Origin of the sequence: Streptomyces sp. NPDC058619, assembly GCF_042717785.1 — a bacterium.
Lineage (GTDB): Bacteria > Actinomycetota > Actinomycetes > Streptomycetales > Streptomycetaceae > Streptomyces.
This window is the reverse complement of sequence record NZ_JBHXQN010000008.1, coordinates 1-13813: the sequence shown is the minus strand read 5'-3', so window position 1 is coordinate 13813 and position 13813 is coordinate 1. Positions and strand designations below refer to the sequence as shown.

The window sequence follows — 13813 nt, the reverse complement described above, 5'->3', positions numbered from 1 at the left end:
GCACCTGCGACTTGAGGAGTGACTCCCTCCAGCAATGGACGGATCGTCCGGTAGTACACGCGCCGCCCTCCCCCCGAAGGCGGCGGCATGACCATCCCGCTGCTCCTGCTCGTGGCGGCTTTCGTTCTGATCCTCGCGAACGGTTTCTTCGTGGCAGCCGAGTTCGGCCTCGTCACCGTCGAGAAGCCCGAGGCCGAACGCGCCGCAGCCGAAGGTGACCGCCGTGCCCGCACGGTCGTCAAGGCCCTGCGGGAGCTGTCCTTCCAGCTCTCCGGGACCCAGCTCGGCATCACCATCACCTCCCTCGTGGTCGGCATGCTCGCCCAGCCCGCCCTCGCCGCACTGCTGGCCGGGCCGCTCGCCGCGACCGGCCTCCCCGCGGGAGCCGTCTCCGGCGTGGCCGTCGTCATCGGCATGCTGCTCGCCTCCGCCGTCCAGATGGTCGTCGGCGAGCTCGTACCGAAGAACTGGGCGGTCTCCCGGCCGCTCCAGGTGGCCCGCTTCGTCGCCGGCCCGCAGCACGCCTTCTCCCGCGTCTTCCGGCCCGTCATCGCGGGCCTCAACGCCGTCGCCAACCGCCTGGTGCGCGCGCTCGGCGTGGAACCGACCGACGAGATGGCCTCGGCCCGCACCCCCGGCGAACTGGTCTCCCTTGTCCGCCATTCGGCCCAGGCCGGCGCCCTGGAACAGGACACCGCCGACCTCTTCGTGCGGACCCTCTCGCTGGGCGGGCTGACGGCCCAGCACGTGATGACCCCCCGGGTGAAGGTCAGCGCCCTCCAGCACACGGCGACCGCCGCCGACGTGCTCAACCTGACCCGCGCCACCGGTCTGTCCCGCTTCCCGGTCTACCGGGACCGCATCGACGAGATCACCGGCGTGGTCCACCTCAAGGACGCCCTCGCCGTGCCCGAGTCCGAGCGCGGACGCACCTCCGTGAGCCGGATCTGCGTCGCCCCGCTGCTGGTGCCCGGCTCCCTGCCGGTGCAGCCGCTGCTGGAGCGGCTGCGCAGCGAGCAGCCCATGGCCGTGGTCGTCGACGAGTACGGCGGCACGGCCGGCGTGGTCACCCTGGAGGACATCGTGGAGGAACTCGTCGGCGAGGTCCGCGACGAGCACGACCTCGCGGACGACGACAGCCCCGAGCTGACCGCCGTGCCCGCCGAGGACGGCCGCCCCGCGTGGGAGGCCGACGGCAGCTGCCGGGTGCAGGCCCTGCGCCGGATAGGCCTGGAGGTGCCCGAGGGCCCGTACGAGACCGTCGCCGGCCTCGTCGCCGACCTGCTCGGCCGGATCCCCGCCCCCGGGGACCGCGCGGAGCTCCCGGACTGGCGGCTGTCCGTCCGCCGGGTCCGCCGCAACCGCGCCGAGCGGGTCCGGCTGGTCCGGCTCACGGCGGTCCCCGCAGCCGGCCCGCCGGGGTCCCCGTCCGGGGCCGCGTCCGGGGCGCCGTCCGGGACCCGCCGCGCCGCCGCCCGTTCGGCGGGCGGCGCGACCGGGGCCGGTTCCGGCCGGTGCGACGCAGCGGCCCCGCAGCAGGCCGCCGAGCTGGAAGGCGCCGCCCGGTGAACGCCCTCCAACTGCTCTTCGCGCTGCTGCTGGTGCTCGCGAACGGCTTCTTCGTCGGCGCCGAGTTCGCACTCGTCTCCGTACGGCGCAGCCAGATCGAGCCGCTCGCGGCCGCCTCCACGCGGGCCCGCCAGGTGCTGTACGGCCTGGAGAACCTGCCGCGCATGATGGCCGCCGCGCAGTTCGGCATCACCATGTGCTCGCTCACCCTCGGCGCGGTCGCCGAGCCGACCGTGGCCAGGCTGCTGGAGCCCGTCTTCCACGCCGTCCACGTGCCCGAGGGGCTGATCCACCCCCTCGGCTACGTGCTGGCGCTCGCCGCCGTGGTCTTCCTGCACCTGGTCATCGGCGAGATGGTCCCCAAGAACCTCGCCATGGCCGCGCCGGAGCGGACCGCCCTGTGGTTCAGCCCCGGCCTGGTGGCCTTCGCCCGCCTGTGCGGGCCTGTCACCACCGCGCTCGGCGCCTGCTCCACGCTGGTCCTGCGGCTCTTCAAGGTCGAGCCCAAGGACGAGGTCGAGGCCGTCTACACCCGGGCCCAGCTCGGCCGGCTCGTCGAGGACTCCCGGCAGGCCGGGCTCCTGGACCCCGGCGAGCAGGAGCGCCTGGAGGACGCGCTGGAACTGGGCAGCCGCCCCGTCGCCGACGTCCTCCTCGCGCGGGAGCGGATCGTGACCGTCGCCCCGTCGGTGACCCCGCGCCAGATCGAGCAGCTGACGGTGCGCACCGGATACTCCCGCTTCCCCGTCCGCTCCGACAGCGGCGCCTTCATGGGCTACCTGCACGTCAAGGACGTACTGGACCTGGAGGACCGGGAGCGGGCCGTCCCGCAGCGGGTGTGGCGCAGGATGACCACCGTGTGCTCCACCCTCCCGCTGGACGACGCCCTCAGCGTCATGCGGCGCGACGCCACCCACCTGGCCCAGGTCGCCGACCCGGGCGGCCGCGTGCTGGGGCTGGTCGCCATGGAGGACGTACTGGAGATGCTGGTCGGAGAGGTACGCGACCCCGCGCACCGCACGGCCCCGCCCGCCCGCCGCGGATCCCGCCGCGAGGAGGCCCTGGCGAGCTGACACCGGCCCGGGGCCGGCCCCCGCGCGGGTCCGGCCCCCGTGCGGGGCCGGACCGGGCCGCGGTCCGTGCCGCTCAGGGCCCGCGCGGGTCCCGGCCATGCGGGTCCCGGCCGTGCGTGGTTACCGGCCCGCGCGGGCCGTTCCGGTTACAGCGGGTCCGGGCGGTCCTGGGGGCCGCGGCCGGAGAGGACCTCCCCGTACGCCTGCATCAGGTCCGGCAGCCGCAGCGTCGACAGGTCGTCCCGCGAAGGATCGCCCGCGAAGCCCGCCAGCCGCAGGTCCCGGTAGGCGCAGCTCTTCTCGTACAGGGTGCGCAGGAAGCGGCCGTTGCCGAGCTCGTCGATCCACCCCTGCTCGACCACGTGCCCGCTGATGCTGCGCAGCTCCTCCAGCGCCTCGTCGTCCCAGCGGTCCCCGTTCGCGTCCGCCAGCACCCCGCCGATCGCGGTCAGTTCCGGCGGCCGGTAGCTCGGGAAGTCGACCCGGGTGGTGAACCGCGAGGACAGCCCCGGGTTGACCGACAGCAGCCGGTCCATCCCGGCCGGATAGCCCGCGAGGATGACCACCAGGTGGTCGCGGTTGTCCTCGGCCCGCTTGAGCAGCACCTGGAGGGCCTCGTCCCCGTACGCGTCGCCCTTGCTGTAGCCCGAGTTGGAGAGGCTGTACGCCTCGTCGACGAACAGCACCCCGCCGATCGCGGAATCGATCAGCTCGTTCGCCTTCACCGCGGTCTGCCCCAGGAACTCGCCCACCAGATCGGCCCGCTGGGCCTCCACCAGGTGGTCCCCGCCGAGCAGCCCGAGCGCGTAGAAGACCCGGCCCAGGATCCGCGCCACCGTCGTCTTGCCCGTGCCGGACGGGCCCGAGAAGACGAAGTGCCGCTTGGGCGGCTGCACCGGCAGCCCCTGGCCGGCCCGCAGGCGCGCCATGTGCAGCTGCGCGGAGAGCGCCTTCACCTGCCGCTTCACGGGCTCCAGGCCCACCATCCGCTCCAGCTCCGCCAGCGCCTCGGCCAGCGCCGCCGGGTCGGAAGGCCCCGCCGGCAGCCCCTCGGGCACGCCCTGCGGCGGCACCGGCACTTTGCGCCGCGCGCCCTCCGCCCGGCCCGGGGGCGGTCCGGGCGGCACCAGCGGTCCGGACTCCGCCTGGTCGTCCGGGGCGATGTCCTGGACGGGACCGCCGCCGCCGAGCGCCACCGCCGCGTAGTCCCCGCCGGCGGGGGACGGGCCGTGCCCGGCGTAGCCCCCGTAACCGGAGTGGCCCGCGAGCCCCGCCAGGCCGGCCATGCCGTCGGAGTCGTCGCCGTCCTCGATCGCCGTCAGCCGGGCCGCCGTGTCCATGAACGAGGGGTCGACCCGGTGCACCGCGCGGTACAGCGGCAGCGCCGCCGCGCTGCGCCCGGTGCCCTCGTGCGCCCGCGCCAGCCAGTACCGCAGCTCCTTGCGCTGCGGCTGCTCGCTGCGGCACCGCATCAGCGCCGCCGACAGCATCGGCTCGGCCTGCCCGTACATCTCCAGGCGGACCCGGGCCATCCCGCCGAACAGGCCCGCCTCGATGCCCAGCAGCGGATCGTCCACCAGCGGTTCCGTGTGCCGCACCAGCTGGTCCCAGTCCTTGACCAGGTAGGCCCGGCAGGCGTGCAGGAAGCGCACCTGTGCGTCGGTGTCCACCGGCGGCAGGGCGGCGAGCGCCTGGTCCAGCTCGGGTACGTGGCGGCCGTCCAGCCAGTGCGAGGCGTGGGCCAGCAGCAGGTCCCGCCGGCTCTCCAGCACGGGCTGCACCCACCAGCCCAGCCAGTACCAGGAGTTCAGCGTCCGGCGGTGCCGGGCCCGCTGCTCCCCGAACCGGTCCCGGTGCGCGTACATGCGCAATAACGCGTTGGTGGTGTCCACCCGCAGCGCGTGCAGGCCCAGCCAGGCGTCGGCCATCGCGGGATCGAGGCGGACGGCCGCCCGGAACTCCTCCTCGGCCTGCGGGTACGCGCCCATGGTGCAGGCGTCGACCCCGCGCAGCCAGGCGAGTTCGGCCGGGGCGTGCGTGCCCGGCGTGCCGAAATCCATCAGGTCCCCCACCAGCCTGCCCCCGTGGTGCGCGGCAACCCTCGCGTCCCGCACATGAGTTGCCTGTTGCGCCGATGAAATCAGGGCTGCATCGTACCTGCGCTCGCGCACCATACGTAGGGTGCGGCGGACCCGGTTCGGGCGTGCGCCCCGGGCGTACATGGTGACTCAGGGTGAGGAACTGCGGGGCGGTCGCCCGGCGTGACACCGGCGCGCGGGACGGACGCGGGCGCGGCGAAGCCCCCGATCACGGGGGAACAATCGGGGGCTCCGTGTCCGCGGAGGCCCGCAAGGGCCCCGCACGGAGAACGTAGGGCCGGCGCGGTACCCGGGTCAAGACGGTCCGTGACGGCCGCCGCGAGGCGGACTTCCCGGGCGCCTCAGGCCCGGGGGAGCCCGTCACCCTCGGTGAGGGAAGTGGCCGTTCGTGCGATCGCAGGGGCCCCAGAAGACCACTCGTATCCCGTACCGCACTGGAGTACCAGGGTGTCGGCGAAGGGGCGCGAAGGATCGTTCGAGAAGTGCGCGAGCTCCGCGCGCTCCCATCCGTCCCAGAAGTCGGAAAGTTCACCACCGTCCCGGTTCCGCCCGCGCCCCCAGGACTGCGCACGGGGCGTCTCCATCCACAGCAGCCGCGCCAGACACGGGCGCAGCGCCCGCCGCCCGGCCCCGACCCCCTCGACGAGCAGCACCGGCGCGGGCTCCAGCACCCGGCACGGACCGAAGACCCGCGCCGACCAGTCGTACGGAGCCCAGTGCGCGGACCGTCCGGCGGCGAGCGGTTCCAGCACCTGCGCGCGCAGCCGGTCCTCCCAGCCGAACAGCTCCTCGTGGGTGGCGACATCGTCCAGGTGCAGCACGGGCGCACCGCCCAGCGCGGCGGCCAGCCGCCCGGCGAAGGTGCTCTTCCCGGAGCCGGCGTGCCCGTCGATCCCGACGAGCCGCACCGGGCCGAGGGACGGCGGCAGCGCGGCGAGCTCCCGCGCGAGCGGCTCGAGTGACGGACACGACGGGTACGGCTCCACGGAGTCCAGCCTACGGCCGGACCGGTCGTCCCTCCCGACACGGGGACGCGGCTTCGGCGCGCGGCCACCGGGAACTGGAAGGGTGGAGCCACCGAAGCCCGACCACCCCTGGGGGAACCCCGCGATGACCGCACCCACACCGCGCAGGGCCGTACTCGTCGCCGCACTCGCGGTCGCCACCGCGGCCACCGCCGCCACCGTCTCCGGTGGCAGCGCCTCGGCCGCGGCCCCGCCGGCCCCCCGCGGACCGGGCCGCACGGTCGACAACCGGTTCTGGCACTCGTACGAGCACTGGCGGGCCGGCATCCACCAGGGGACCACCGCCGTCGGCGGCGCCCGCCCGGGCCTGGAGATCAAGGCGGCGGCCGGCCGCACCGAGTACGCCGACCCGCACACCGGGAGGAAGAGCACCTGGGAGTACGCGACCTGGACCTCCCCGGTGCACCGCTCGACGGTCCCCGCCACCGAGGCCATCGCCTCCTGGAACGCCCGCACCCCCACCGGCACCTGGATCCGGATCGAGCTGCGCGGCACCTACACCGACGGCACCGCCACCCCCTGGTACGTCATGGGCCGCTGGGCCTCAGGCGAACGCGACATCCGCCGCACCTCGGTCGACGGCCAGACCGACGGCAGGTCCACCGTCTGGACCGACACCCTCGCCGTCGACGCCCCCGCGAGCGGCCTGCGCATCGCCGACTGGCGGCTGCGCCTGACCCTGTACCGCACGCCCGGCGCCGACCGGGGGCCCACGGTCTGGCTGGCCGGCGCCATGGTGTCCGACGTTCCGGACCGCTTCACCGTCCCCGCGGCCGTCCCCTCCGGCCGGGCCCACGAGCTGAAGGTCCCGCGCTACTCGCAGGAGACCCACACCGGCCGGTACCCCCAGTACGACAACGGCGGCGAGGCCTGGTGCAGTCCCACCTCCTCGCAGATGATCATCGAGTACTGGGGCGGCCGGGCCAGTGCCTCGGCGCTGAAGTGGGTCAACCCCGAGTACTCCGACCCGCAGGTCTGCCACGCCGCCCGCTCCACGTACGACGCCGCCTACAAGGGCTGCGGCAACTGGCCCTTCAACGCCGCCTACGCCGCCACCTACCGGGGTCTGGCGGGCGTCGTCACACGGCTCGGCTCGCTCGCGGAACTGGAGACCCTGGTCCGGGCGGGCATCCCGGCCATCACCTCCCAGTCCTTCCTGCCCGGCGAACTCACCGGCGCGGGTTACGGCACGGCCGGCCACCTGATGACCGTCGTCGGCTTCACCGCCGCGGGCGACGTGGTCGCCAACGACCCGAACTCGCCCGACAACCCGTCCGTCCGCCGGGTCTACAAGCGGCGGGAGTGGGAGAACATCTGGCTCCGGACCAAGCGGCACAACGCCGCCGGCAAGGTCGTCTCGGGCACCGGAGGCATCTGCTACCTGTACGCCCCGGCCGCGCCGAGCGCGGCGCAGGTCGCGGCGCTGCGGGCGGTCGGAGTCCTCGAAAGTTCCCGTTGACCCGTGGATCGCCGGGTTCAGCGGGCTGACCCCGCTGGCCTCCCGCGCTGCTGCAGCCGCTCCCTCCGTCGTAGCCGTTCCTGCGCGGGCTCCGCTTCCGGCACGGCCGCCTCCGCTGCCTCCGCCGCCTCCGCTGCCGTCGCCCCGGCCCGTGCGCGTGACCGGCCCGGGCCCGCCCGCGCGTAGCCCGCGGGGCCCCGGGGGGTGTCGCCGCGCCGCCGTCCGGGCGCGCCGTTCCGGGCCCGCCGCCGGACCCCGTCCGCCTCCTGGCCGTCACCGCCTGGGTCGTCCACATGCGCTCCGAGATGATGACGCTGATCGACGCCTACGGCTTCGTCCCCTGCAAGGGCTGGAACGGAGACTGCGGGAACCTCGGCACCTACCTGATCCTCGACGGCAGCACCGGGTCCATCAGGGCCCTGGGCCTCCTCGGCTTCGCGCTCCCCGCCCTCATCGGCGTGTTCTGGGGCGCGCCGCTCCTCGGCCGCGAGATCGAGAGCGGCACCGTCAAGCTCGTCCTCACCCAGGGCATCGGTGCCCGCAGCTGGTTCGCCGCCCGCTTCGGCCTCGCCGCCCTGTGCACCGTGACCGCCTCCAGCGTCATCGCGGCCCTCGTCGCCCGGTGGTGGGCGCCCGTCTCCAACACCCTCTACGGCCTCTACTGGCACGACGTCGCCATCTACAACGCGACCGGCCCCGCCTCCGTTGCCTGCGCCCTGCTCGGCCTGACCACCGGCACCGCTGCGGGCCTGCTCGTACGACGGGTCCTGCCCGCCATGGCGGTGACGGCCGTCGCGCTCGGCACCGTGTTCGTCTTCACCACGTACTTCCGGCGCAGCTGGGTCGAGCCCGACACGCGGGTCACCCCCGGCACGACCCCCAAGGAACTGATCGGCAGCGCCTGGTCCAAGGGGTACGGATACCTCACCCCCGACGGCCGCGAGCACTCCATCGACGACTACTGCCAGACCTCCGGCGAACCCCTCAAGCGGTGCATGGCCGAACACGGCTTCGTCGCCCGCTACCACAAGGTCTATCCCAGCAGCGACTTCTGGGTCTTCCAGTGGACCGAGACCGTGCTCTACCTCGGCGCGGCGGCGGCCCTGATCGCGCTGATCCTGTTCGTCCTGCGCCGACCCGCGGGGAACACCGCCGCCGCCCGCTCCACCGACCGCAGCACCCCGGCCGCCACCACCGAGACCGCCGGCGTCTGACCGACCACCGCACACCACCCACCCGGGGGAACCCCTCATGGCAACCAAGAAGAACCTCCAGGCCAACCGCGCCGGCGTCGCCCACAAGCTCCGCTACGCGCTGAGCAACCCGACCCGCATCGCCCCGTACGTGAAGCGCGCCGCCCGCGACACCTGGCTGCGCCACAAGCACCCCGACCACGTCGGCTACTACCGCGCGGTGATGGCCTCCGACACCGGCCGCAACCCCGAGGCGGCCGTCGGCAGCCAGACCCACGACCGCTGGCTGGCGCTGGGCAGGATGCAGTTCGACTACCTGATGGAGCACGGCCTCACGCCCGGCCACCGCATGCTCGACATAGGCTGCGGCAACCTGCGCGCCGGCTGGCGCTTCATCGACACCTCGACGCCGGCCACTACTACGGCATCGACATCTCACCCGACATCCTCATCGCGGCGAAGCAGACCCTCACGACGCGCGGCCTGCAGGACAAGCTGCCGCACCTGACCATCACCCAGGACCTCACCCTGGACTTCCTCCCCGACCGCCACTTCGACGTGGTCCACGCGCACAGCGTCTTCTCCCACTCGCCGATCGAGATCATCGACGAGTGCCTGGCGCACGTGGGGCGCGTCCTGGCGCCGGGCGGGTGGTTCGACTTCACCTTCGACCGCACCGAGGGCACCGAACACCAGGTACTGCGCGAGGACTTCTACTACCGCACCCGGACCCTGGTGGACCTCGCCGCCCGGCACGGGCTCACCGCCCGCTTCATGGACGACTGGGAGCAGCTCGGACACGGCCAGTCGAAGATCCGCGTCACCGCCCGCTGACCGGACCGGATGAGACCGGCAGCGCATCGGCGGCCCCCGTGCGCCCGGCGTCGCCTCGTACGGACGACCCCGCCCCGGACCGAGCGCTCCCACCACTGGAGCTGCCGCCCGGCCGTCACTGTGAAGGTCGCGCCGATGCCGTACGCCCACAGCGGCGCCGCCTGCACCGGGATCACGAGGCCTCCAGCCGCAGTCCGTCGGTGACGATCACGTCGGAGGTGACCAGCGCCTGCTCGGCGCTGACCCGGGTCATGAAGACGAACGGGGGGATGACCGGGGGAGCGGGCAGCCCCTCGGGGCCGAAGGTCACGCACAGCAGGCCCTCGATGCAGCCGCTGAACCTGCTGAGGTAGAGGGTGACGTCGCCCCGCAGTTCGAGAGAGGTGGCCGAGAGCCCGTACTCCTCCCGCCCGTCCCGCGTGCGCAGCCGGTAGTCGCGCAGCGAGGCCGCCCGCATCTTCAGCACCAGCACCTTCAGCGGCCCGTCCACCGTGGGCACCTGGGTGACGCCCGCCAGCGCGAAGCCCTCGGGGGCGAAGAGCGAGGTGGTGACCGTCGGCGGGGTCCGCGCGGCCGTCGGGGGCCCGGCGGCCGGCGCGGCCCTCGCCTGCGGGGCGCCCGCCACCAGGGCGCCGAGCAGCACCACGGGCAGCGCGGCGGCGAGCGTCCGCGCACCGCTGCCGTCCGGACGCGGGACGTGAGGCCGGCCGCCCGCCTCCCGTTCCCCGTCCGCCTCTCCGGAGTCCTCCGGGGCGGGCAGCGGGGTCCAGCCGAAGGCCAGCGCGCTCCCCGCGATCCCGAGCAGCATGCCGACCAGGAAGCCGCCCAGGTTGGTGGCGACGAACGACAGCACCGAGAGCAGCAGGGCGTGCAGGGAGACGTAGGCCCGGGCCTGGGGGAGGAACCACAGGAACAGCCCGGCCAGGACCAGCGCGACGCCGATCCCGATGGCCGCGATTCCGCCCGGACCGAGGCTGACCAGCACCGTCAGCGGGGAGAGCGGGACCAGCAGCAGCTCGATCCCGCCCAGCAGCACCAGCAGGCCGCCCCAGAACGGCCGGGTCCGGCGCCAGACGCGCAGCCGCCGCCGCTGCTCCGGGTACGGCAGCCGCCCCGCTGGCCACCTGCCGCGGGCCGCGCTCGGGTCACGCGGATCGTGCCGGTCACGCGGGGGGCGTGCGCCGCGTGACGCGCGTACGCCTAGAAGCACTTCGTGCCGTCCAGGCTGACGTTCAGCTTCATGCCCTTGAGCTTGAAGTTGCCGCCGGTCGCGGACCAGGCGTGCGACTTCACGCCCAGCACCTCGATGTTCCCGGCCTGGAGGCCGAACTTGCCCGGCTCGCCCCGGACCCCGTCGACCCGGTCCAGCGTCGAGGCGTCCCGGCCGATCTCGGCCGTGCCGAAGGTGGCGTCGCCGACGAGGTCCTCGCCGTCGATCACCAGCTTGCTGGCCGTGACCTCCCCGGCCGGGCCGCCGGCCGTCAGCTTGAAGACCACCGTCCCGAGCGGGGTGCCCACCTCGGCGGACTGGCAGATGTCGCTGAGCGTGGCCTCGCCGATGCCCAGCAGCGCCACCGGATGTCCCGTGCCGTCGACGGAGCGGTCCGTCTGCACGTACGAGGCCAGGCCCTTGCTGCTCAGTTTCGAGGAGGAGACCTGGAAACTGGTCCCCGATACGGCGAAGGACGCGGCGAGCGCGCCCTGCGCCATGACCATGGCCAGCGCCCCGACCGCGATGACCGCGGGCATCGCGACGGCGGCCGTCCTCTTCCAGTTGACCCGGCCCTCGGCGGGCCGCTGCGTGCTCTTGCCGGTACCCATGATGTTCCTCCCGTACGTCGTCAGGTGCGCAGGGAAGTGCGGAGCGAGCTCGGCACACAGGTCTGCCATACTGCGGGCATCCTGTGGCAGTTCGAGGCTAGGGCTGAATTTGAATAATAGTCAACAGCGCGGAACGACCGGACGTTCGCAGGTTCGCCGGGCCGAACTCATAGCAACCGGCCGCAGGTTGTTTGCGGACACCTCGTACGACGCGCTCTCCATGGACGACATCGCCAAGCACGCGGGGGTCGCCAAGGGGTTGATCTACTACTATTTCAAGAGCAAGCGCGGCTACTACCTCGCCATCGTCGAGGACTCGGTCGCCGAGCTCGTGGCCCGCGCCGGCAGCGAGACCGACCTCCCCGACGCGGAGCGGGTCCGCCGGACCATCGACGGCTACCTGCACTACGCCGAGCACCACCACGCCGCCTACCGCACGATCGTCACCGGCGGCGTCGGCTCCGACGCCGAGGTCCTCGCGATCCGCGACGCGGTCCGCGAGGAGCTGGTCGCGACCATCGCCGAGGGCGCCTACGGCCACCGCACGGTCCCGCCGATCGCCCGGCTCGCCCTCGTGGGCTGGCTCTCAGGGGTCGAGGGGATCACCCTGGAATGGATCGGCGGCCTCGGCGGGCCGGGTGCCCCCGGCGGGTCCGGCGGCCCGGGCGGGGCCGGCGCCGCGCCGGTGGCGGGACAGCCCGGCCGCGCCGAGCTGGGCGCGCTCCTCGTCCGCCAGCTGCGGGCCACCCTCACGGTGATCGAGGAGTTCGTCCCGGAGTGCCCCGCTCCGCCCGTTCCCGACGACCCGGCCGCCCACCGAGTCGATCTTGCACCGGTGACGGGAAGCCCCTGATCGGGCATACTCAACCCGCCGCAGCCTCTGAACAGCCCCTTCCGCGATCCGGGAGGGGCAGCATCGGCTGTAGAGAACCGAGACCCGGCGTCGCGTCACACACCTCACGCGTCGCCGCCGTGCCCGACGAGGGAGGAGAGCGCCGCCATGACCGACCGCGCCCCGCAGCCGGTGGACCGTCAGCTGCCCACCGAGGAGTCCCGGGACCTCCTCGCGCTCGTACGCGAGATCGCCCAGCGTGAGATCCGCCCCCGGGCCGCCGAGGAGGAGGACTCCGGGCGGTTCCCGCGCGAGGTCTTCACCCTGCTCTCCGAGGCGGGCCTGCTCGGCCTCCCGTACGCCGGGGAATTCGGCGGCGGCGAGCAGCCGTACGAGGTCTACCTCCAGGTCCTGGAGGAGCTGGCCGCGGCCCGCCTGACCGTCGGCCTCGGCGTCAGCGTGCACTCCCTCGCCTGCCACGGCCTCGCCGGCTACGGCACCAAGGAACAGCAGGCCGCCCACCTGCCCCCGATGCTCGGCGGCGGGCTGCTCGGCGCCTACTGCCTCTCCGAGCCGGCCGCCGGCTCGGACGCCGCCTCGCTGTCGACCAAGGCCGTGCGCGACGGCGACGACTGGATCATCACCGGCACCAAGGCCTGGATCACCCACGGGGGAGAAGCCGACTTCTACACGGTCCTCGCCCGCACCGGCGCCCCGGGCCCCAAGGGCATCACCGCCTTCCTGGTCCCCGGGGACGCGGAGGGCCTCAGCGCGGCCGTGCCCGAGAAGAAGATGGGCATGAAGGGCTCGCCCACCGCCCAGCTGCACTTCGACGGCGTACGGGTGCCGGACGCGCGCCGCATCGGCGAAGAGGGCCAGGGCTTCACCATCGCCCTGGCCGCGCTGGACGCGGGACGCCTGGGCATCGCGGCCTGCGCCATCGGCGTCGCCCAGGCGGCGCTGGACGAGGCCCTGGCCTACGCCCTCGACCGCAAGCAGTTCGGGCACCCCATCGCGGACTTCCAGGGGCTGCGCTTCATGCTGGCCGACATGGCCACCAAGATCGAGGCGGGCCGGGCGCTGTACCTCGCGGCGGCGCGGCTGCGCGACGCGGGCAAGCCGTTCTCCCGCCAGGCGGCGATGGCCAAGCTGTTCTGCACCGACTCGGCCATGTCCGTCACCACGGACGCCGTGCAGGTCCTCGGCGGCTACGGCTACACGGCGGACTTCCCCGTGGAGCGGCTGATGCGGGAGGCGAAGGTGCTCCAGATCGTGGAGGGCACCAACCAGATCCAGCGCATGGTCATCGCCCGCCACCTGGCGGGCCCGGAAACCCGCTAGGGCGGGGGAGCGGGGCGGGAGGGAGAGCGGGGCGGTTCGGGGCGGGGCCGTTCCCGTGTGAGGCCGTTCCGTGCGGGGCCGTTTTGCGGGGGATCGTTCGCGCTGGAGCGTTTCGCGCGGTTCAGCCCCCGAAGAGGGGTCCGCTCGGCCAGATCGGCGAGGAAGCGACCCGTGCCCACTCGGCGTCCCGCCGCCCGGGCACGGTCCGGCCGTCGGCGGCCCAGCGGGCGATCATGGCGCTGTAGATGGGCGGATCTGGGTGCCGGGGCCGGAACCCCTGCCCCTGCTGAACCGATTCTTCGTAGCCGGGCGGTGTCGCCCGCCGACGCCGTCCCGTCCGTGGCGTGGATGTCTCAACCATGGTCATGCCCGGGCAACGCGGCACGCGAGCCCCGGGTAACCGCCCCCGCACCCCGAGGATGCGTTCGAGGCGTAGCCGGGGCGGCACCGCGTTGGGTGGGGCGGGGGTGCGGGGGGGCGGTGCCTGTGCCGGGCGGGAGCGCGAGGTGTTGGGGGGTTCCCGTCAGTCTCATCGTCTCTCCGGGTCGGGCCGTCCCCTCAAGGGCG

Annotated in this window: 10 protein-coding genes and 1 pseudogene; 7 read left to right on the top strand and 4 right to left on the bottom strand. The window is 73.9% G+C overall.

Annotation, left to right across the window (positions count from 1 at the left end; all coding sequences use genetic code 11):
* Window positions 1-87: 87 nt before the first annotated feature.
* On the top strand, window positions 88-1569 hold the full coding sequence (locus tag ACFWTC_RS10470) for a hemolysin family protein (protein ID WP_383923704.1): 1482 nt from the start codon (window positions 88-90) through the stop codon (window positions 1567-1569).
* Complete coding sequence (locus ACFWTC_RS10465) at window positions 1566-2642, top strand: hemolysin family protein (protein WP_383923701.1); 1077 nt, start codon at window positions 1566-1568, stop codon at window positions 2640-2642. The genes ACFWTC_RS10470 and ACFWTC_RS10465 overlap by 4 nt, the downstream gene beginning before the upstream one ends.
* A gap of 146 nt (window positions 2643-2788) precedes the next feature.
* Here the strand turns inward: ACFWTC_RS10465 and ACFWTC_RS10460 are convergent, their stop codons facing one another.
* Both ACFWTC_RS10460 and ACFWTC_RS10455 read right to left on the bottom strand, forming a co-directional pair.
* A complete protein-coding gene (locus ACFWTC_RS10460) occupies window positions 2789-4702 on the bottom strand; it encodes an AAA family ATPase (protein WP_384028075.1) in 1914 nt (637 codons plus the stop codon).
* A 380-nt stretch (window positions 4703-5082) separates the two neighbouring features.
* Window positions 5083-5727 carry a uridine kinase gene (locus tag ACFWTC_RS10455; protein WP_383923695.1) on the bottom strand — a complete coding sequence of 215 codons (645 nt, stop codon included), beginning with the start codon at window positions 5725-5727 and terminating at the stop codon, window positions 5083-5085.
* Between the two features lie 124 nt (window positions 5728-5851).
* On the opposite strand from ACFWTC_RS10455, the gene ACFWTC_RS10450 reads away from it, so the two are divergent.
* The 3 genes and pseudogenes from ACFWTC_RS10450 to ACFWTC_RS10440 all read left to right on the top strand — a co-directional run bounded on the left by ACFWTC_RS10450 (window position 5852) and on the right by ACFWTC_RS10440 (window position 9252).
* A complete protein-coding gene (locus ACFWTC_RS10450) occupies window positions 5852-7225 on the top strand; it encodes a peptidase C39 family protein (protein ID WP_383923692.1) in 1374 nt (457 codons plus the stop codon).
* A gap of 293 nt (window positions 7226-7518) precedes the next feature.
* Entirely contained in the window at window positions 7519-8439 is a 921-nt protein-coding gene (locus ACFWTC_RS10445) for a transporter (protein ID WP_383923689.1), read from the top strand.
* A gap of 37 nt (window positions 8440-8476) precedes the next feature.
* Window positions 8477-9252: pseudogene (locus ACFWTC_RS10440) on the top strand (class I SAM-dependent DNA methyltransferase).
* A 172-nt stretch (window positions 9253-9424) separates the two neighbouring features.
* Here ACFWTC_RS10440 and ACFWTC_RS10435 read toward each other — a convergent pair.
* Entirely contained in the window at window positions 9425-10360 is a 936-nt protein-coding gene (locus ACFWTC_RS10435; RefSeq protein WP_383923825.1) for a DUF6114 domain-containing protein, read from the bottom strand.
* A gap of 92 nt (window positions 10361-10452) precedes the next feature.
* Window positions 10453-11001 carry a DUF6230 family protein gene (locus tag ACFWTC_RS10430; RefSeq protein ID WP_384028099.1) on the bottom strand — a complete coding sequence of 183 codons (549 nt, stop codon included), beginning with the start codon at window positions 10999-11001 and terminating at the stop codon, window positions 10453-10455.
* Between the two features lie 181 nt (window positions 11002-11182).
* Here ACFWTC_RS10430 and ACFWTC_RS10425 point away from each other — a divergent pair, with 181 nt between their 5' ends.
* Both ACFWTC_RS10425 and ACFWTC_RS10420 read left to right on the top strand, forming a co-directional pair.
* Window positions 11183-11926 carry a TetR/AcrR family transcriptional regulator gene (locus tag ACFWTC_RS10425; protein WP_384028074.1) on the top strand — a complete coding sequence of 248 codons (744 nt, stop codon included), beginning with the start codon at window positions 11183-11185 and terminating at the stop codon, window positions 11924-11926.
* 147 nt (window positions 11927-12073) lie between these two features.
* Window positions 12074-13246: an acyl-CoA dehydrogenase gene (locus tag ACFWTC_RS10420; RefSeq protein ID WP_383923680.1), complete on the top strand. Its 1173-nt coding sequence runs from the start codon at window positions 12074-12076 to the stop codon at window positions 13244-13246.
* Window positions 13247-13813 lie beyond the last annotated feature (567 nt).

Excerpts from the sequence above, each read along its gene's own strand:
- ACFWTC_RS10430 (WP_384028099.1), bottom strand. The coding sequence starts at position 11,001 with ATGCCCGCGGTCATCGCGGTCGGGGCGCTGGCCATGGTCATGGCGCAG.
- ACFWTC_RS10420 (WP_383923680.1), top strand. The coding sequence starts at position 12,074 with ATGACCGACCGCGCCCCGCAGCCGGTGGACCGTCAGCTGCCCACCGAG.
- ACFWTC_RS10450 (WP_383923692.1), top strand. The coding sequence starts at position 5,852 with ATGACCGCACCCACACCGCGCAGGGCCGTACTCGTCGCCGCACTCGCG.
- ACFWTC_RS10445 (WP_383923689.1), top strand. The coding sequence starts at position 7,519 with ATGCGCTCCGAGATGATGACGCTGATCGACGCCTACGGCTTCGTCCCC.
- ACFWTC_RS10470 (WP_383923704.1), top strand. The coding sequence starts at position 88 with ATGACCATCCCGCTGCTCCTGCTCGTGGCGGCTTTCGTTCTGATCCTC.
- ACFWTC_RS10460 (WP_384028075.1), bottom strand. The coding sequence starts at position 4,702 with ATGGATTTCGGCACGCCGGGCACGCACGCCCCGGCCGAACTCGCCTGG.